Genomic DNA, 19,899 nt, shown 5'->3' with positions numbered 1-19,899 from the left:
CTTTGTCTTGTGTGTTAGCTGCACCCGGATGTCGATCCGCAGGTGTTGCACTTCATACAGGTGCCGTTGCGCACCAGTGTGTAGTTCCCGCAGTCGCCGCAGGCCTCGCCCTCGTAGCCCTGCATTTTCGCGCGGCTGACGGCGTTCATGGCAGGCATGCTGGTCTCCATTGTTGCGGCTGTCGCAACTGGCCCGTCAGAAGTCTCCGGAACCAAAGTGTTCAGCGCCTGCACCGGATCAGTGCCGGTTTGGCCAAAGACCATGCCGCCCGCCTGCCCGCCTTGCAATACGACCAATTCTTGCGGCAACCGTTTGCGCAAATAGCCGGTTGAACTGATCTGTTTCAGCACGGCCAGAGATTTATTCGCTGCAGTTTCAGACAGTTCCTTGACGTTTGCAACTCCCTCTTCTTGGCCGCGGCCAAGATCGTCAAAGGATGCACCTTCGGGTTTAACATGCGCCAGATCGGTCCGATCCAGATAAGACACAGCCAATTCGCGGAAGATATAGTCAAGGATGGAAGTCGCATTTTTAATGCTGTCGTTGCCCTGCACCATGCCCGCAGGCTCGAATTTGGTGAAGGTGAATGCGTCTACGAATTCCTCAAGCGGCACGCCGTATTGCAGACCAACTGAAACCGCGATGGCAAAGTTGTTCATCATCGCACGGAAACCGGCACCCTCTTTGTGCATGTCGATAAAGATTTCGCCAAGCGCACCGCCTTCGTATTCGCCAGTGCGCAGATATACTTTGTGACCGCCAACGATGGCCTTTTGCGTATAGCCCTTGCGGCGTTCCGGCATCTTGGTGCGCTCGGATTTGATGATCTCTTTGACAACGATCTTTTCAACGATTTTTTCGGCCAGAACCTGCGCTTTTGCTGCCGGATTACCCGTTTCCAGAACCTCTGCCGCATCATCGTCATCTTCGACCAATGCAGATGCCAAAGGCTGGGACAGTTTCGAGCCGTCACGGTAGAGCGCGTTGGCTTTGACACCCATCTTCCAGCTGCGTTCATAGGCAGCTTGGCAATCTTCGATGGTGGCGTCATTTGCCATGTTGATGGTCTTGGAAATCGCCCCCGAGATAAAGGACTGCGCAGCCGCCATCATGTCGATATGCGCATTAACTGACAAATAGCGTTTGCCGGTTTTGCCGCATGGGTTGGCACAGTCAAAGACAGCATAGTCTTCGGTCCGCAAATGCGGTGCACCCTCAAGGGTCATGGTGCCGCAAACATGATCATTCGCCGCATCAACATCCGCTTTGGTATAGCCCAGATGGCGTAGCAAATCGAAGGTCGGATCATTCAGTTTTGCGGTTGGAATGCCCAGAACATCTTTGCAGAACGCCTCGCCCAAGGTCCATTGGTTGAACACAAAGCGGATGTCGAAGGCACTCGGCAGGGCCGCCTCAAGCTTGTCAATTTGGGCCGGACCAAAACCGTGGCCGATCAAAGAGGTGTGATTGATACCCGGTGCATTGCCAAGGGTCTGGTGACCGACAGCATGGCTGATGATTTCTTCGATCTGCGCGCTGGAATACCCCAAAGTGTCAAGCGCGGCAGGAACCGAGCGGTTGATGATCTTGAAATACCCGCCACCGGCAAGTTTCTTGAATTTCACCAATGCAAAGTCAGGCTCGATACCGGTTGTATCGCAATCCATGACCAGACCAATGGTGCCGGTCGGGGCAATCACCGAAACCTGTGCATTGCGATAGCCGTGCTGTTTGCCAAGGCGCAGCGCTTCGTCCCAGCAGCTCATGGCCAGCTCAACCAAGGTGCCATCGGGGCAACCAGCGTGATCCAGCGGCACAGGTTGGATGTCCAGCCCCTCGTAGCCAGTGGTTGCACCATGGGCGGCGTTCCGGTGGTTGCGGATGACGCGCAGCATGTGTTCCTTGTTGCGCTTGTAGCCAGAGAACGGCCCCAATTCGCCAGCCATCTCAGCCGAAGTCGCATAAGATACGCCGGTCATGATTGCGGTCAGCGATCCGGCCAGCGCCCGACCTTCGACCGAGTCATAGCCAAAGCCGAGGTTCATCAACAAACCGCCGATATTGGCATAGCCCAGACCCAAGGTACGGAAGTCGTAAGACCGCTGCGCAATCTCTTTAGAAGGGAACTGCGCCATGGTCACACTGACTTCGAGCGTCAGGGTCCATAGGCGGGTCGCGTGCATATAGCTTTCGGCATCGAAGCGGTCACCGTCCAAAAAGGTCAGCAGGTTCATCGACGCTAGGTTACAGGCGGTGTCATCCAGAAACATGTATTCCGAACACGGGTTTGATCCGCGGATCGCGCCATCTTCGGGGCACGTGTGCCACGCGTTCACGGTGTCGTGGAACTGGATTCCGGGATCGGCGCAGGCCCATGCAGCATGGCCAACATTTTCCCAAAGATCACGGGCTTTGATGGTTTTGGCGACCGAGCCATCGGTGCGGCGGATCAATTCCCAATCTTTGTCTTCTTTGACAGCCTTCAGGAAGGCATCGGTGACGCGAATCGAGTTGTTCGAGTTTTGGCCCGAAACCGAAGCGTATGCTTCGCTGTCCCAATCGGTGTCATAGGTCGGGAATTCGATGCTTGCGTAGCCCTGTTTTGCATAGTCGAGAACGCGCTTGACGTATGTCTCTGGGATCATCGTCTTTTTAGCGTCGCGAATGGCAGTTTTCAGGCCCGCGTTTTCTTTGGGGTTATAGGCCGCTTCAACAGCGCCATCCCAAGCTTTGATTGCATCGAAAATGCCGTTCAGCATTTTCTCGTGCATTTTTGAACCGGCGACAATGGAAGCAACTTTTTGCTCTTCCTTGACCTTCCAGTTGATGAATTCTTCGATATCGGGGTGATCGGCGTCGCAAATCACCATTTTCGCGGCGCGGCGCGTTGTGCCGCCCGACTTGATTGCGCCAGCAGCGCGGTCACCAATCTTCAAAAAGCCCATCAGGCCAGACGACTTGCCGCCCCCCGAAAGCGATTCGCCCTCGGCACGCAGTGACGAAAAGTTGGTGCCAGTGCCGGAACCGTATTTGAACAAGCGCGCCTCGCGGACCCACAGGTCCATGATGCCGCCTTCTTTGACCAGATCATCGCTGACGGACTGAATAAAGCAGGCATGCGGCTGTGGGTGCTCATAAGCGCTGTCAGAGGCGGTCAGCTTGCCGGTCTTGTAGTCGACATAAAAATGGCCCTGACCGGGACCGTCGATACCGTAGGCCCAATGTAAACCTGTGTTGAACCACTGCGGGCTGTTTGGCGCGGCCATCTGCGTGGCCAGCATATAGCGCATTTCGTCGAAATAGGCGCGGGCATCTTCGTCGGTGGTGAAATAGCCCCCCTTCCATGCCCAATAGGCCCAAGCGCCCGCCAGACGGTCAAACACCTGCTTGGCAGAATGCTCGCCGATTTCCTTGGTGCCTTTTACTGCGGGCACGGACCGCCACAAAAACTCAGGAACACCGTCCTCGGGAACGGATTTCAGTGCAACGGGAACACCGGCTTTTCGAAAATACTTTTGCGCAATCACATCGCTGGCGACCTGGCTCCACTTTGCCGGCACTTCGAGATTGTCATTAGAGAAGACAACAGTCCCGTCCGGATTGCGGATTTCAGAGCTGGTGGTGACGAATTCGACACCCTCATATGCGTCTTGGCCTGCTTTGGTAAACTTGCGCTCGATTTTCATTTGTACTGCCCCGTGTCTGGCTTGTCCGAGTGGTAACGCCCCCTGCTGCAGGGCATCGGAAAAAGACATCCATCCCGCACGAGTTCCGTGCAGGCACCGGCGGTCACCGGTGTGAAGTGGTTCCAAAAGAGTGTCGTGTCCCCATGCGGCCAAGGCTACTATATATAGTATGCTTCCCGACCGGCCTGCACAAATTGCTGATATCTGGGGTTTGGGTCAACGGATTTTTTCACAGTTTCTACATATATTTTGTGTTGACGAAACTTGCCCCCACTAGGGGAAGTATTCGCCCCCCGATTCACCCACAGAAGGTTAACGATGCCTTGCCCAATTAACACATGGAAAAACCCAATATACCGGCACGGTTATCCACAGTTGTTGATAAAGCCCCTGAAGATAACCGGCCATTTTGGTTAATCTTTATTAACACGGGAAAGATGTGGCGCAGAAGGCACGAACAAGGAGGAACGCTCCGAATCAACCTTAAGGCGAACACTAAATATAGGGAAAGATAGAACTCGGCCGCCCGCGGGCGTCTACATTTAGTTCAAATTTGGTGAAGTGGTCGGGGCGGCGAGATTCGAACTCACGACCTTCTGTACCCAAAACAGACGCGCTACCAAGCTGCGCCACGCCCCGACTGAGGGCTGTTTAGCGAGAGTTATTCCGGATGAAAACCCCCATTCGACGGAAAATTACTCACAAGGCCAAATTGGTGAAAAAATTGCTGGATGTTGGATCTGAACGCCGGGCAAAATACCCATGTCAGCCGCCATTCCGCCATTGATTTCCAACACATACTGTACAAGGCCCTCGCCGGGCAGCGGTGTCACATCACCGGGAATCGCATTGGCCTGTATGCTGGCAACCACGCCGTTTTCATCGATATAAATGATGTCCAAAGGAATCAGCGTGTTTTTCATCCAAAACGCCACCTTTTGCGGATACTCATATACAAAAAGCATCCCGCGACTGGCCGGCATGAAGGGAACATTCATCAACCCCTGTGCCCGCGAACTGCGAGTGTCGGCAACATCAACGGTGAATCGCGCCTTGCCAAAATCACCGCGCAACCAAACAACATCTGCCGGACAGGACATGCTTGGTTTTGGTGCGGTTTCTGCGGTTGGTATAATCGCGTCCGGTTCCGAACTGACCGGCGCAGCGCTCTGCCCGTCAGCCAGACCATCATCCCGACCGTCGGGCGGTCCTTCTTCAGAGCCACTGCTCTTGTCAGGAGAATCGGGAATAGGGTTTTCGGTCATAGATGCCACCGGATTTAGTGATGTCTGCGGTGCAATTCCGGGGGCCGGAACCACAATCGAAGGGGCGCTAACCGGTGCGTCCTCCCCCTGATCTTTTTTGAACTGATCTATGGCTGGATCCACAATCATCGGTGGATCCAGATTTAGTTCGGGCGCATTCTTGTCTGCCAAAGCAGGTATCGCCACAACAAAACTAACGGCCAAGGCGGCCGCGCTGTTGCGCGCGACACTGTTTACCGAGACAAGGCTGCTTCCCATGCGTTCACTTCCATCGCCATACGCCCACGCTTGCCGTCAACGACACGGACTGCAAGGGCTTCGCCCGGTTGCAATTCCGACAGTCCCGACCGGCGCAGAACTTCGATATGAATAAACACATCATCGGGTTTTCCAAATACATTTGCAAACCCAAAGCCTTTGGCCTTGTCGAACCATTTCACACGCGCCGGTTCAAGTTCCGCCTGCGCCATGATCTCTGGATCGATATGTTCAAAATCCGCCAAAGGCGCGGTGTCCGCAGCCTCGGGTGGATCAATTCGTAACACTTCTGTTGCTTGCACACCGCGATCGGTCTCTTGAACCTCGATCTCAATCTGCGCTCCGTCAGCTACTGAGCTTTGCCCGAAGTTACGCAGGACATTTGCATGCAGCAAAATATCCGGCCCTCCCTCATCAGCAACAACAAACCCAAACCCTTTTACCGGGTCAAACCATTTAACCTTGCCTAGTAACTGCCTTACTTCTGTCTCGTTCTGTTTCAAACTCACCTTCCAGTGATGTACTGACGTATCCCCACCGACTGTCTTGGATCATTTCGTCGCAGGAATTCAAGGTGTACAAATTGCTCTATTTTGTGTCAGCATCCCAGCGCCCCCTAACCAAAATAGTTTCAGCTATCCGTTTGAACCATTCGATTATTGGCATTTATGGGTTCAACCGGACGATCTCCCAAGGGGCGGCACAATCAGAACGCGTCCACCGAAACCGATCGTGCAACCGGAACGCGCCATCCGCCCAAAACTCGATTTCAAGAGGGCGAATCCTGTACCCCCCCCAAAACGGGGGCCGTGCCGGGTTTGGGCCCTTGGTGGCCGTAATCTTGGCCACATCCGCCATCAAACTGGCCCGCGATGACAAGGGCTGTGATTGGTCGGACGCCCAGGCCCCCAACCGGCTTTTGAGGGACCGCGAGGCATAGTACTCATCCGCCTTGGGGCCATCCTCTTTGGAGATCAAACCGCGCACCCGCACTTGACGGCGCAGCGATTTCCAATGCATGACAAAAGCCGCCTTGCCCTGCCCATCCAGTTCTTGCGCCTTTGCGCTTCCATAGTTTGTATAAAAAACAAAGGCATCGCTTTCGATTTCCTTGAGCAAAACCATTCGCGCATTGGGCAATCCGTCGGCATCCACGGTCGACAATGCAATGGCATTGGGATCGTTGGGTTCACTGTCTTGAGCTGCGTCCAGCCATGTCTGAGCGATGGCAAAAGGATCGCTGCCTGCAAAGATACCGGTTCTATCTGTCATTTGGAACTCCTGTGGGACCTCGTGTTTGTCATAAGGTGTTCCCTGACACGTATCAAAGTGCAACCCATGAAAGGACCAGCCTTGATGGGCGATTGTCTATCGCCTAAAGACCTTTGAAACACAGACAGGTGGAGAGCATATAATGTCGAACCAATTGATGGTCGGAAAACGTGGCCTGATCATGGGCCTTGCCAATGACAAATCGATCGCTTGGGGAATTGCCAAAGCCTGTGCGGACGCCGGCGCTGAACTGGCCTTTTCCTATCAAGGCGACGCTTTGAAAAAACGGGTTGGCCCTTTGGCCGCGCAGCTGGGCAGTGACATTGTGTTGCCTTGCGATGTTGGCGACGAATCTTCGATGGACGAGCTTTTCGCGGTTTTGAAGGAGAAATGGGGCGAGCTGGATTTTGTCGTGCATGCCATCGGCTTTTCCGACAAAGGCGAATTGCGCGGCCGCTATGTTGACACCTCGCGCGGCAACTTTGCCATGACGATGGATATCTCGGTCTACAGCTTCACCGCCATCATGCAGCGCGCCGAAAAGATGATGAAACCCGGGAGCAGCGCCCTGACGCTGACCTATTACGGGGCCGAACAAGTGATGCCGCATTATAACGTAATGGGTGTCGCCAAAGCCGCGCTTGAGGCCTCGGTGAAATATCTGGCCGAAGACCTTGGCAAAGACGGTATCCGCGTCAACGCTATTTCTGCAGGCCCAATCAAAACACTGGCCGCGTCCGGCATTGGTGATTTCCGCTACATCATGAAGTGGAACGAATATAACTCACCCCTGCGCCGCAATGTGACCACAGATGATGTTGGCAAATCCGCACTGTACCTGCTGAGCGATCTGGGGTCTGGTGTGACCGGCGAAAACCTGCACGTTGATGCCGGATATCACGTCGTCGGCATGAAGGCCGTGGACGCGCCCGACATCACCAAAGGCTAACCTGTCAAAGGACAGATCATGGACTGGACCCATCTTTTGGCCTTTAACCTGACGCTGCTTGCAGCGCTGGCCTCTCCGGGGCCTGCGTTTTTGTTCGCCTTGCGCCAGGCGATCACAGGTGGCTTGCGGGTCGGCTTGTCAACCGGGCTAGGTCTGAGCTTGATGGCCGCCACTTGGATGGGGGCCGCCCTTTTGGGGCTAGAGGCTGTTTTCACATTGTTTCCATGGGCCTATCTGGCCGTTAAAACCATTGGTGCGCTCTATTTGATCTGGATTGCCATTGGGTTGTGGCGCAATGCAGCCCAGCCTCTGGCCGCCAGCCCGCAGCCGGGGGCCCAAGCGTTTTGGGGCGGTGTTCTGGTCAATGTCGCCAACCCGAAATCAATGATCTTTGCGGCTTCTGTTCTGGTGGTGATCTTTCCCGCCGGTCTCAGCTGGGGGGAAAAGGCATTCATTGTGGTCGATCAATTTGTGGTCGAGGTCATCGCCTATTCCCTTTTTGCAGCATTGCTGTCCACGCCGCCTGCCCGCTCTGGTTATCTGCGGCTCAAACCGGTGTTCGACCGGATCGCCGGTGCTGTTTTGGGCCTTCTTGGTCTTAAACTTTTGGTGGGCCGGTAAATGGCTCTTTCTGTTTTCATATCGATCGGTTTGATCCACCTTTTGGCGGCTGTCAGCCCTGGCCCAACCTTTGTGCTCTGCCTGCGCACTGCCGCAACCGAAGGGTTTGGCACCGCCGCGATGCTCAGCATCGGGTACGGGTTGGGTGCCATGCTCTGGGCCGCCGGTGCCATGGCCGGATTGGCCCTGCTGTTTGAATTGATCCCAGTTCTCTTTGTCGGGCTCAAGGTCATCGGCGGGCTGTTTTTGATCTATTTGGCCCATCTGATGTTTCGCAATGCCAAAACCCCGATGCCGGACGTCCGCACTGACGCACCGCGCAGCCGGACCGCAGCGATCCGCATGGGTTTTTTGGCTTTTGCCACCAATCCCAAACCCGCCGTTTTCTTTGGTGCCGTCTTTGTCGGGCTTTTACCAAACGACGCCACTGTCTTGTCACGGGTTCTGCTGGTTGCCCTGATTGGAGCCAATGAAATCTTGTGGTATTTGACCGTCGCCCGCGTCTTTTCACTTCCCAAACCCCGTGCGCTTTATGCCCGTGTCAAAACGTCTGTGGATCGGGTTTTTGGAACTTTGATCGCTGTATTCGGGCTGAAAATCGCCCTCACCTAATCGCCCTCCTATTCGCCCTGACTTAAGGAACACATCATGACCGACCGTTTGCCCCACGAAAAAGGCTTTCATGTCAGCTGGGATCAATTGCACCGCGATGCGCGGGCGCTGGCTTGGCGTTTGCAAGATCTCAGCCCCGAGGGCAAAGGCTGGAAAGCCATTGTGGCCATCACCCGTGGCGGCATGGCTCCGGCGATGATCATCGCGCGCGAGCTGGATATCCGCCTTGTCGATACGATCAGCGTCAAAAGCTACCAGCACCAAAACCAATCCGAACCGCAAGTGATCAAGGCCCCCGATCCGGAACTGGTTGGCGATGGCACCGGCATTTTGATCATCGATGATCTGGTCGACACCGGCAAAACGCTCGAAGTGGTGCGCCAGCACATGCCAAACGCGCATGTCGCAACAATTTACGCCAAACCGATGGGCAAACCTATGGTGAATTCCTATATCACCGAGGTGAGCCAAGACACCTGGATCTTCTTCCCATGGGATATGGCACTTCAATACGTCAAGCCATACACCGGCTTGGACGACTAACCCACAAGGGCGCGTTCCACAGCGGATTGCGCCCCTTTTGATCAGAGGTGCCGAGATGACAAGTTGGACGCAGGCGACTTTCTCGCCGCCGATCCCTGCAGCACGCAAATGGTTGGAGGGGGTCACGTTCCCACCCGACCGGCCCTTGATTGATCTTAGTCAGGCAGTTCCGGCTGACCCGCCACCGATTCCGCTGCGGGCCGTCATGGCGCAGGCTTTGGACAATCCCGAAACCCATTTATATGGGCCGGTTTTGGGCATGGGAGCTTTGCGCCAGACTTTGGCCGCGCGGTGGTCAGACTTTTACGGCGCTGAAGTCACCCCTGACCAAGTTGCGATTACTGCTGGATGCAATCAGGCTTTTGCAGCCAGCATTGCCGCCCTGTGCACAGCCGGTGACGAAGTCATCTTGGCCGTGCCGTGGTATTTTAACCATAAAATGTGCCTCGATATGGCCGGTGTCACGGCCAAGCCTTTGCCGGTCGGGCCGGATTTACTCCCAGACCCGACGGTTGCCGCGTCCTTGATAACCTCGCGTACCAAAGCCATTGTTTTGATTACCCCGAATAACCCAAGCGGAGTGGAATACCCAGCAGCGTTAATGCAGGATTTTTTCGATCTTGCCCGCTCGCGAGGCATTAAACTGATCGTCGACGAAACGTACCGGGATTTTCACAGCCAAAACGGGACCTTGCATGACCTTCTTAAGGTGAGAGACTGGGGCGATACACTGATCCAACTGTATAGTTTTTCCAAGAGTTTTCGGATGACAGGTCACCGGACCGGTGCAATCATCGGTGATGTCGACTTTCTAAAAGAGGCCGAGAAATACCTTGATACCATCGCCATTTGCGCGCCCACTTTGGGACAAATCGCGGCGGAATGGGGGTTACGCAATCTGGGCGGCTGGCTTGCAGAACAACGCCAAGAGCTTTTGGAACGCCGCGCCGCCATTGAAACACACTTTCCTGCACTGGAAGCCAAAGGGTGGCAGCTTCAAAGTGTTGGGGCCTATTTTGCCTGGGTCACGCACCCATACCTTGGAACAGCCGAGGAAATGGCCCCGAAACTGGTCCGCGAGGCGGGAATTTTGATGCTGCCCGCGTCGATGTTCATGCCCAAGGGCGATGCCTCTGGCCACCGCGCGTATCGAATTGCTTTTGCCAATGTCGACCAAGCCGGCATTGCTGAATTCACCCGCCGGCTCTGTGCACTCGACTGGCCCCTTGCAGCGCCCCAGCACGCGGCGTAGACAAGTCCAAACGCGGCCCAAAACGGCCCAAAATCTACATTCTGCGGAGGAACACATGGCAGAGAAGAAAACCAGCATAGGCAAGATGATGATCTATGGCCTGATGGCTTTGCTCTTTGTGGGCCTTGGCGGCTTTGGAGCCACTAACTTTTCCGGTGGCGTGCGCAGCGTTGGCCATGTCGGCGAAGTTCCGATCAGCGTGCAGGACTATTCCAATGGTCTACGCAACCAGATCCGCGCTGTCGAAGCGCAATCGGGCCAACCGCTGCCCTTTCAACAAGCGCAGGCAGCAGGCCTTCCTCAGCAGGTTCTGGCACAGGTTGTTGTCGCCACCGCACTGGAAAGCGAAGCGGCCACTTTGGGCATTTCGGTTGGCGACGATCGCCTTGCCGACGAGATTGTGAACACGCAGGCTTTTCACGGTGTGAATGGCCAGTTTGATCGTCAAGCCTATGAATATGCGTTGCAAAACATCGGCATGCGCGAACGCGACTTCGAAGAAGGACTGCGCTCTGAAAGCGCGGCAACTATTTTGCAGGGGTCGGTTCTGGCGGGGATCAAGCTGCCTGACACCTATGTAGACACATTGGTTTCTTTTTCAGGCGAGCGCCGCGCGTTTACTTGGGCCGAACTTGGCCCCGAAACCTTGACCACTGGTATGCCTGTTCCAACCGACGAGCAGCTGACCGCCTGGTACGAAGAAAACATCGCGGATTACACACGTCCGGAAACCAAAAGCATCACCTTTGCATGGCTGACACCAGACATGATTTTGGATACGGTTGAGGTCGACGACGCGTCTTTGCGTGAGGCCTACACAGAACGCGAATCCGAATTCAACATGCCAGAACGTCGCTTGGTGGAACGTCTGGTCTATGGTGACGACGCCGAAGCACAGGCCGCCGTTGACCGGGTTGCAGCCGGTGAAGCAACATTCGAACAGCTGGTCGCAGAGCGCGATTTGACCTTGGCCGACACCGACATGGGTGACGTAACTACCGGAGATCTGGGCCCAGCAGCCGATTTGGTTTTCGCAGCCGAAGTCGGAACTGTAGCAGGCCCTGCGCCTTCCGACCTTGGGCCAGCCGTGTTCCGCGTGAACGCCGTATTGCCTGAGCAATCCACCACTTTCGAAGAAGCCACCCCTGATCTGCGCGATGCGCTGGCTCTGGACCGCGCCCGCCGGACAATCGAACAGCAAGCGCAAGACTTTGACGACCAACTGGCCGCTGGGGCCACCTTGGAAGAACTGGCCGAAACCACTGATTTGCAACTGGGTACTATTGGCTGGACAGGTCAGGATACAGACGGCGACATCGCCGGATATGAAGACTTTCGTGAGGCCGCTCAGAACCTGAATGCCGACGATTACCCTACGGTTGCCGAACTGGGGGATGGTGGTTTGTTTGCCATGCGTCTTGAAGAAATCTTGTCCCCTGCGCCCTTGCCGTTTGAGGACGTGCGTGCCGCAGTTGAGCTATCGTTTGAACGGTCCGAACGCAGCAAAGCCTTGTTGGCCGAGGCCGAAGCTCTGGCTGAGCAATTGACAGCTGGAAAATCCTTTGAAGACCTGTCCTTGACTGCCAACACCCAAGAAGGTCTGACCCGCACAGCATATGGGGCCGACCTCAGCGCAGATGTGCTGACAGCTGTTTTCGAAATGGAGCCCGGCGCGATCCGCGCGATTTCCGGTGGCAATGGCGCCCTTCTGGTACGGCTGGACGAGATCTTGCCCGCAGATACCGAAGGTGAAAATGCGCAGATGCTGGCCAATCTGTTTGGCAATCAAGCCGTCAATGATGTGTCCCAAGATCTGTTCCGTGCCCTGTCTGCAGACATCCAACAGCGGGCTGGTGTCAATATCGACCAACAGGCGATCAACGCCGTTCACGTCAATTTCCAGTAGAGCCGAGCACGTTATATGTCAGGTCTGACCCCATCCTTCGACGAATTTGAAGCCGCTTACAAAGCTGGTCAAAATCAAATTGTATACACGCGGCTGGCGGCAGATCTGGACACTCCTGTGTCTTTGATGCTGAAATTGACCGGAGCGGCCCGCGACAGCTTTATGCTGGAATCCGTGACTGGCGGTGAAATCCGCGGTCGCTATTCGATCATTGGGATGAAACCGGATCTGATCTGGCAATGTCACGGCACACAAGCCCGCATCAATCGCTCTGCGCGTTTTGATCCTGATAGCTTCACCAATCAAGACGGCGAGCCACTGGATTTGTTGCGCGAGCTTCTGGCCGAAAGCCGGATCGATTTGCCCGACAACCTGCCGCAAGCCGCAGCTGGCCTTTTTGGCTACCTTGGCTATGACATGATCCGGTTGGTCGAACATCTGCCCAACATCAACCCCGATCCTTTGGGTTTGCCGGATGCGTGCTTCTTGCGTCCGTCCGTGGTTGCGGTTCTGGATGGGGCCAAGGGCGAGGTGACGGTTGTGTCCCCCGCATGGATCCAGGATGGCATGTCGGCCCGCGCAGCATACGCGCAGGCCGCCGAGAGGGTTATGGATGCAGTCCGCGATCTTGAACGCGCATTGCCCCAACAAGCCCGTGATCTGGGTGAAGCGGCTGATTTGGGCACTCCGGTTTCCAACTTCACCCATGATGGATACAAGGCAGCGGTGTTGCAGGCCAAAGAATACATCAAAGCCGGTGACATCTTTCAGGTGGTTCCTGCACAGCGCTGGACCCAAGATTTCCCATTGCCGCCATTTGCACTATATCGATCGTTGCGGCGGACAAACCCGTCTCCATTTATGTTTCACTTCAACTTTGGCGATTTTCAAGTCATTGGTGCATCGCCGGAAATTCTGGTTCGGGTGTTTGGAAATGAAGTTACCATCCGCCCGATTGCAGGCACGCGTCCCCGCGGTGCAACGCCGGAAGAAGACAAAGCATTGGAACTGGACCTTTTGGCCGACCAAAAAGAACTGGCAGAGCATTTGATGCTGCTGGATCTGGGCCGCAACGATGTAGGCCGCGTCGCTAAAATTGGCACCGTGCGTCCAACCGAAGAATTCATCATCGAACGCTACAGCCACGTCATGCACATCGTATCCAACGTTGTGGGCGAATTGCACGAAGACCAAGATTCATTGTCAGCGTTCTTTGCAGGCATGCCAGCCGGTACAGTTTCCGGAGCCCCCAAGGTGCGGGCTATGGAAATAATTGACGAGTTAGAACCAGAAAAGCGCGGCGTCTATGGCGGCGGCGTTGGCTATTTCAGCGCTGGCGGCGATATGGATATGTGTATCGCATTGCGCACAGCCATCGTGAAAGATCAAAAGCTGTATATTCAGGCGGGCGGCGGTGTCGTCTATGACAGCGACCCCGAAGCCGAATACCAAGAGACGGTGCATAAATCGAATGCGATCCGTCGCGCGGCAGCGGATGCTGCGCGTTTCACCAAGAACGGCAACGCGTAGTTTGTGATGATTTCGGGGGCTGGTTAGCCTGCCCCCGGTTTTCTACCACCTGACACCAGACTTTTCAGGGGTCTTTGCGCTGTTCAGGCATTGGCCTCTTTTTGAATGCGCTCGATCATTGCGCGCAAGCCGTTTGATCGCTGTGCAGACAAGTGATCGTGCAAACCCAAGCGGCTCAGTTCTTCACGGGCATTCACCGCAGCGACCTCTGACATATCGAGCCCGTCGTACAATTTATGCAAAAGCGCGATAAGTCCTTGGACAATCATCGCGTCGCTTTCACCTTGAAAATGAAACGTGCCATTTGCAGGAGTCATGTGCAGCCAAACCTGGCTGGCACAGCCGTCTACTTTGGTCGCAGGCACTTTGAGTGCATCGTCAAGCGGAGTCAGCGCTTTGCCCATATCAATCACCATGCGATAGCGATCTTCCCAGTCTTCTAGAAACTCGAAATCCTCAACCACCTCTTCAAATGCTGCCTGCGCCATGCTGAAACTCCTTTTTCCAAGCACCTAAGCGGGCAAGCTCAAAAGGTCCAGCCCTTGGCGCTTTTCAAGCGTGAGGAATTGAGATAACCCATTAAACATGCAGGTATGGGGCAGAAACAAAATGAACAAACCTCTTTCCGTTTTGGTGCTTTCAGCGCTGATGCTTGGCGGCTGTGGATTCAAAGAATCCAATTTTAACCCATATAACTGGTATGGTGAAAGCAGCAGTGAACCTGTCGCTGTCCCTGAGGGGGTCAATCCGTTGATTCCCCAACGACGCGCGTCGATTTTTCGCTCTGAAAAAGACACCAATTATTATGGTCAATTCGTCGGCGAAGTGAGTGAAATGCTGATCGAGCGACGCCCTGGCGGCGCGATTATTCGCGCGACCGGAATTGTGAACCGGCAAGGTTTCTATGACGTTCGCTTGGTTCAGAACGAAGCTGAAACCACTGAAACCGTCGCTACCTATGATTTCAAAGCCATTCAACTGCGTGGCAATGTTGGAACCGAAGCTTCGCGTTCGGTCACCGTTGCGGTTTGGCTGACGGACAATCAATTGGCAGGTATTCGCGAAATCCGTGTCAAAGCCGCGCGAAATGTGCGTAGCTCAAGACGTTGATTTTGACCGGTTGAAAAGGAAAGAGGCCCCTTAGGGCCCCTTTTTATATCTCAATCACAACCACTTGCTTGCCTTTTGTGGCCAGCGCCACTTCGCCAGCACATAGGCGCAAGGCGTCTTCGCCGAACACTTCCCGACGCCACCCTCGCAACGCGGCAACATCGCGTTCGCCAGATGCAATCAAATCCAGATCTGAGGTCGGTGCAATCAGCTTGGACGCCACGCCAGAATTTTCTGTTTTGGCCTTCAATAGCACGCGCAACAGATCGGCTAAGGCAGGGTTCACTTGCACCTTGTCACGCTCGGTTCTGACCGTCGGCAATTGGTCCGCAGGCAGGTTTAATCCGGCCTGTATAGCGGCCAAAATGCCATCGGCTATATCACCCCTGCGGGCTTCGCGGAGCAACAACCGTGAACGCCCCAGATCCTGAAGGTTTTGCGGTTTGGTCGAGGCCAGTTCAACCAATGCATCGTCCTTAAACACACGATTGCGCGGTACATTGCGTGATTGCGCATGGGTTTCCCGAAACTCGGCCAAGGTTTGGACAACAGCCAAGAACCGTACGGAATTGGAACGGGTTTTAACACGTTTCCACGCCTCTGCCGGCCGAGAAATATAGGTTTCGGGATCAATTAAGATGCCAATTTCTTCTCGAACCCAACGTTCTCGGCCCGAGTCTTCCAGTTTTTTAGCAAGAAATTCATATATTTGACGCAGATGCGTCACATCCGCCAAAGCATAGGTTTTCTGCGCGTCCGTCAAAGGCCGACGGGACCAATCGGTGAAGCGCGACGATTTATCAACCTGTTGCTTGGTGATCTTTTTGACCAGTGTTTCATAGCCAACCTGTTCACCAAAACCGCACACCATCGCGGCAACTTGACTGTCAAACAAAGGCACCGGAATGACGCCATGATCGATAAAGAAAATCTCGAGATCCTGACGGGCTGCATGAAACACTTTGACGATGCTTTCATCCCGGAACAGGTCCAGCATCGGATCCAGGGACAACCCCTCAGCCAAGGGGTCAACCAACACCGCATCCGCAGGGTCTTGCCCCGGCAAGGCCAATTGCACCAGACACAGTTTGGAATAATACGTGCGTTCACGTAAAAATTCCGTATCGACTGTGACATAGGGTTTTCCCTTTGCACGATCACAAAAGGTTTTCAGGTCGTCCGTTGTCGTAATTGTCTGCATGCGCAGTCTTTTCTTTGTTGGTTTTGTTATTGTCAGCGTCAGTGCGTTGTTATGTCAGGGTAAACACCTGAGCGCCAGAAACACAACCAAAACTGCAATCTTGCAGGCTATGGCAACAAGACTGGGCTGCGATCACCGGACACAAACCGCCGCAAAACAGCCGGATAAAGCCCGTGCTCTTGAACCAGAACCCGCGCAGAAAGGCTGTCTTCGGTGTCCCCGGCAACCACGGGCACCCGTGCTTGGCCAAGAATAGGGCCGCCGTCAAGTTCTGCCGTAACTTCGTGGACCGAACATCCTGCTTCTGTGTCGCCAGCATCGATGGCGCGGGTGTGGGTGTGCAATCCCTTGTATTTCGGCAGCAATGAAGGATGAATATTCAACATGCGGCCCGCATAGTGCCCCACAAATTCGGATGTCAAAATACGCATAAACCCTGCAAGCGCCAAGACATCAGGCTCATAGGGGTCAATCGTAGAAATCAACGCCTTTTCAAAACCTTCCCTGTCGCCCTTAAAGTCACGGTGGTTCACAACTTCTGTTGGAATTCCCAAGGCGCGGGCTTTGGCCAAACCGCCGGCGTCCGGAACATTGGACAAGACCAAAACCGGACGGGCGGGATGATCGTCGATCATGTCTTCGGCTAGGCGAACCATATTCGATCCGCCCCCCGAAATCAGGATCGCAACCCGTTTCATGCAAGAGTTCCAGTGTAGGATACAGTGCCGGAATCCGTCACAGTGCCAAGGCGCGCTACGGTTTCCCCTGCCTCGCCAAGCAAAGACACAAGCGCATCAGCCTCCTCGGCAGAAACCACCAAAACCATGCCCAGACCGCAGTTAAAGGTTTTGAGCATTTCAGCAGAGGCAATATCGCCTGTTTGCTGCATCCACTTGAACACGCCGGGCAAATCCCAAGCATCCAAATCGATCTGCACGCCCATGCCTTCGGGCAAAACGCGTGGAATGTTTTCAGTCAAACCACCGCCAGTGATATGGGCCAGAGCATGGACGCCCCCTGCCCTGATCGCCGACAGAGCCTGTTTTACATAAAGACGGGTTGGCGTCAGCAAGGCCGCACCAAGAGAGCCTTCGTCCCACGGGCAATCCGAATCCCAATCAAGACCGGAAACTTCGACCAGCTTACGAACAAGGCTGTATCCGTTCGAATGTACGCCATCCGAACCAAGACCCAAAAGCACATCGCCAACAGCTACATCCGCAGGCAAGGTTGCGCCGCGTTCCATAGCGCCGACTGCAAAGCCTGCAAGGTCGAAATCGCCAGCCGGATACATGCCGGGCATCTCGGCGGTTTCGCCGCCGATCAAGGCACAACCCGACCGTACGCAGCCTTCTGCGATGCCTTCAACGACGCGCGCTGCGGTGTCTGTATCCAGCTTGCCAGTTGCAAAATAATCGAGGAAAAACAAGGGCTCTGCCCCTTGGCAGACCAGATCGTTGACGCACATTGCGACAAGGTCGATTCCGACTCCGTCTACATGGCCGGTGTCAATCGCGATCCGCAGTTTGGTGCCAACTCCATCCGTGGCCCCGACAAGGATTGGATCATTGTAGCCCGCATCTTTCAGGTCAAACAACGCGCCAAAGCCGCCAAGACCAGACATTACGCCAGAGCGATTGGTTCGCTTTGCGGCGGGTTTGATCCGTTCAACCAGCGCATTGCCTGCGTCAATATCCACACCTGCTTGGGCATAGGTCAATCCGGTTTTGCCATCGCTCATAGCGGTCTCCTTAAGGGGTCGTGTCGGCGTTTGCGTCGCGCATATCGTATCGAAGGACGTGCTGCAACGGCACGGATGGGGCAATTGGGGCCTAGAAGGTGGCTCCCACCCTCTGCAGACGCCGATTTGGCCGATTTTCTCCGCCGCCAGTGCTCTGAAACTGGTTTTGATCTGCTTGGGTATTGAGGCAATCCGCGTTTTAACGCCTGCGCTGATTCTTGCCCTACCCGCTGCGCCGCTTTCGGATGTTCAAACCCTATTGACGCGCCCTGCCGGTCTGATAGTGAACGTCATACGGTGGGCCTGTAGCTCAATTGGTTAGAGCAGGGTGCTCATAACGCCTTGGTTGGGGGTTCAAGTCCCTCCGGGCCTACCATCTTTCAATAAAACCAATGATATAGATAAAAGTGGGGCACTTTCAGTCCCACATGTTTTCAATGGCTTCAGACAAAGTGCCCTCCAAATTTCGCCAAAGAGGCTTAATCCCCCCCTACGTCAGCAGCGCGGTCATTTTGCTACCCAATAAAACTTGATTCGATTTCTGCGCCTTGCAACAGCTCAATCCAGCTACTGATCCGCAAGCGGGGGGCCGCAACTATCACAGCTGCGCGAAATCTGGAAACCCGCGCGCGCGCCACAACCGGGACGTACTGAGTTGCTTGGCCTAGATTTCGCGACGCACCTAGGAGTCGGCTGGGTGCAAGAAGTGGAGCTTGCAAAATCGACGAAATGGCCCGAACCCACCGCCCCGCAATCGCCGCCTCCCGAGTCATCCCCGCATCTTCTATGACAAAGTGCGCTGGCCCCCGCTCCGGGTCTACAATATCTTAGGTATCCAGCTACTTGTTTCCGGCATCCATCCCACTGGATTCATGTGGTAACCCCTCCGGGTGCGATTTGTGCACCAAAGCGTCTTGAACCCAGGAAAAGGTCCGTTCCATTCCCTCACGCAGTTTGAAGCGGGGCTGCCACCCAAGTTTTTCTGCAATTAGGAGATTATCGGAATTCCGCCCGCGTACGCCCTCGGGACCGGGAATGTTTTTGATGCCCAAGTCTTTGCCAGAGAAGCCAATCACCATCTTGGCAAGGTCATTGATGGAAATCATCTCTTCTGAGCCAATGTTAACCGGGCCCGCGAAATTCGACCTTTGAAGCCGGATGGTTGCCTCGACGCAATCGTCAACATAAAGAAATGATCGCGTTTGCAACCCGTCGCCCCAAACTTCAATGTCGCTTCCAGATTCCGCCTCGGCGACTTTCCGGCACATCGCAGCGGGCACTTTTTCCTTACCGCCCATCCATGTGCCCTCTGGACCATAAACATTGTGGTAACGCGCCACGCTGCACTGTGTGCCGTAGTTGCGATTGAACGCAAAATAGAGGCGTTCGGAAAACAACTTTTCCCAGCCGTATTCACTGTCAGGCTGTGCAGGGTAAACCGTGTCCTCTGCGCAGTTCGGGTTGTCAGGATCTTTCTGGTTTTTCTCAGGATATACGCATGCCGATGACGCATAAAAAAGACGTTTTACGTCTTTGTTCCGCACTGCATCCAAGACATTGAGGTTTATCTGCATCGAGTTGTGCATAACGTTGGCGTCATTGTCGCCGGTAAAAAGGTATCCAGCACCGCCCATATCTGCAGCCAGCTGATACACCTCGTCAAAGCTTTGATCAAAAACGTCCTTTACCAAGGATTGCTGGCGAAGGTCACCGACGACAAACTCATCTGCTTGCGTTTGGGCGTGCTCGTGCTCTTTGATATCCACCCCTTGAACCCAAAACCCTTCAGATTTAAGCCGTTTAACAAGGTGGCCACCGATAAATCCGCCTGCTCCGCAGACAAGGGCTGTTTTGGTCATTAGAAGTTTCGTCCGTTGTCCATTAATACTGTCAAATATCAACAATGATATTTGAGTGCACCAAACAAGAATTGGAGCGGTGAATTCGGAGTGC

17 protein-coding genes and 2 tRNA genes are annotated in these 19,899 nt (G+C 54.6%); 9 read left to right on the top strand and 10 right to left on the bottom strand.

The window, feature by feature from the left end; all coding sequences use genetic code 11:
- Window positions 1-14: 14 nt before the first annotated feature.
- From C8N36_RS07545 to pdxH, 5 genes are all read right to left on the bottom strand, one after another.
- Window positions 15-3,686: a vitamin B12-dependent ribonucleotide reductase gene (locus tag C8N36_RS07545; RefSeq protein WP_097803877.1), complete on the bottom strand. Its 3,672-nt coding sequence runs from the start codon at window positions 3,684-3,686 to the stop codon at window positions 15-17.
- A gap of 562 nt (window positions 3,687-4,248) precedes the next feature.
- Window positions 4,249-4,325: transfer RNA gene (locus tag C8N36_RS07540), tRNA-Pro, on the bottom strand.
- A 56-nt stretch (window positions 4,326-4,381) separates the two neighbouring features.
- Window positions 4,382-5,209: a DUF192 domain-containing protein gene (locus C8N36_RS24500; protein ID WP_245910751.1), complete on the bottom strand. Its 828-nt coding sequence runs from the start codon at window positions 5,207-5,209 to the stop codon at window positions 4,382-4,384.
- Complete coding sequence (locus C8N36_RS07530; protein WP_097804136.1) at window positions 5,185-5,712, bottom strand: cold-shock protein; 528 nt, start codon at window positions 5,710-5,712, stop codon at window positions 5,185-5,187. Before C8N36_RS07530 ends, C8N36_RS24500 begins: the two co-directional genes overlap by 25 nt.
- Window positions 5,713-5,875: 163 nt before the next feature.
- Entirely contained in the window at window positions 5,876-6,481 is a 606-nt protein-coding gene (pdxH, locus tag C8N36_RS07525; RefSeq protein WP_097803878.1) for a pyridoxamine 5'-phosphate oxidase, read from the bottom strand.
- A 142-nt stretch (window positions 6,482-6,623) separates the two neighbouring features.
- Between pdxH and fabI the strand changes: the two genes are divergently transcribed.
- The 7 genes from fabI to trpE are packed head-to-tail and all read left to right on the top strand — an operon-like array spanning window position 6,624 to window position 13,894.
- Window positions 6,624-7,430, top strand: coding sequence for an enoyl-ACP reductase FabI (fabI, locus tag C8N36_RS07520; protein WP_097803879.1), 807 nt, complete (start codon window positions 6,624-6,626; stop codon window positions 7,428-7,430).
- A gap of 18 nt (window positions 7,431-7,448) precedes the next feature.
- On the top strand, window positions 7,449-8,051 hold the full coding sequence (locus C8N36_RS07515) for a LysE family translocator (protein ID WP_097803880.1): 603 nt from the start codon (window positions 7,449-7,451) through the stop codon (window positions 8,049-8,051).
- Complete coding sequence (locus C8N36_RS07510) at window positions 8,052-8,663, top strand: LysE family translocator (protein ID WP_097803881.1); 612 nt, start codon at window positions 8,052-8,054, stop codon at window positions 8,661-8,663. It abuts the gene before it with no gap.
- Between the two features lie 36 nt (window positions 8,664-8,699).
- The gene (gene gpt / locus C8N36_RS07505) at window positions 8,700-9,206 is read left to right on the top strand and encodes a xanthine phosphoribosyltransferase (RefSeq protein ID WP_110767848.1); all 507 of its coding nucleotides are present in this window, start codon (window positions 8,700-8,702) and stop codon (window positions 9,204-9,206) included.
- Between the two features lie 55 nt (window positions 9,207-9,261).
- Window positions 9,262-10,458: an aminotransferase gene (locus tag C8N36_RS07500; RefSeq protein WP_097803883.1), complete on the top strand. Its 1,197-nt coding sequence runs from the start codon at window positions 9,262-9,264 to the stop codon at window positions 10,456-10,458.
- 55 nt (window positions 10,459-10,513) lie between these two features.
- Window positions 10,514-12,364, top strand: a complete 1,851-nt coding sequence (locus C8N36_RS07495) for a peptidylprolyl isomerase (RefSeq protein WP_097803884.1) — start codon at window positions 10,514-10,516, stop codon at window positions 12,362-12,364.
- 15 nt (window positions 12,365-12,379) lie between these two features.
- Window positions 12,380-13,894 carry an anthranilate synthase component I gene (gene trpE / locus C8N36_RS07490; protein WP_097803885.1) on the top strand — a complete coding sequence of 505 codons (1,515 nt, stop codon included), beginning with the start codon at window positions 12,380-12,382 and terminating at the stop codon, window positions 13,892-13,894.
- Between the two features lie 83 nt (window positions 13,895-13,977).
- Here the strand turns inward: trpE and C8N36_RS07485 are convergent, their stop codons facing one another.
- Complete coding sequence (locus tag C8N36_RS07485; RefSeq protein WP_097803886.1) at window positions 13,978-14,382, bottom strand: SufE family protein; 405 nt, start codon at window positions 14,380-14,382, stop codon at window positions 13,978-13,980.
- 121 nt (window positions 14,383-14,503) lie between these two features.
- On the opposite strand from C8N36_RS07485, the gene C8N36_RS07480 reads away from it, so the two are divergent.
- Window positions 14,504-15,004, top strand: a complete 501-nt coding sequence (locus tag C8N36_RS07480) for a hypothetical protein (protein ID WP_097804137.1) — start codon at window positions 14,504-14,506, stop codon at window positions 15,002-15,004.
- A 43-nt stretch (window positions 15,005-15,047) separates the two neighbouring features.
- On the opposite strand, the gene rnd is transcribed toward C8N36_RS07480, so the two are convergent.
- The 3 genes from rnd to purM form a co-directional block, all read right to left on the bottom strand.
- Window positions 15,048-16,205 carry a ribonuclease D gene (gene rnd, locus C8N36_RS07475; protein WP_097803887.1) on the bottom strand — a complete coding sequence of 386 codons (1,158 nt, stop codon included), beginning with the start codon at window positions 16,203-16,205 and terminating at the stop codon, window positions 15,048-15,050.
- Between the two features lie 107 nt (window positions 16,206-16,312).
- On the bottom strand, window positions 16,313-16,903 hold the full coding sequence (gene purN, locus C8N36_RS07470; protein WP_097803888.1) for a phosphoribosylglycinamide formyltransferase: 591 nt from the start codon (window positions 16,901-16,903) through the stop codon (window positions 16,313-16,315).
- Entirely contained in the window at window positions 16,900-17,946 is a 1,047-nt protein-coding gene (gene purM, locus C8N36_RS07465; protein ID WP_097803889.1) for a phosphoribosylformylglycinamidine cyclo-ligase, read from the bottom strand. Before purM ends, purN begins: the two co-directional genes overlap by 4 nt.
- Before the next feature lie 299 nt (window positions 17,947-18,245).
- Between purM and C8N36_RS07455 the strand changes: the two genes are divergently transcribed.
- A tRNA-Ile gene (locus tag C8N36_RS07455) sits at window positions 18,246-18,322 on the top strand.
- A 463-nt stretch (window positions 18,323-18,785) separates the two neighbouring features.
- Here C8N36_RS07455 and C8N36_RS07445 read toward each other — a convergent pair.
- On the bottom strand, window positions 18,786-19,805 hold the full coding sequence (locus C8N36_RS07445; RefSeq protein WP_097803892.1) for an NAD-dependent epimerase/dehydratase family protein: 1,020 nt from the start codon (window positions 19,803-19,805) through the stop codon (window positions 18,786-18,788).
- Window positions 19,806-19,899: the final 94 nt, after the last annotated feature.

Source organism: Pelagimonas varians (genome assembly GCF_003208435.1).
Taxonomy (GTDB): Bacteria; Pseudomonadota; Alphaproteobacteria; order Rhodobacterales; family Rhodobacteraceae; genus Pelagimonas; species Pelagimonas varians.
The sequence above is the reverse complement of the archived record's forward strand: the minus strand, read 5'-3'. Positions and strand labels throughout refer to the sequence as shown.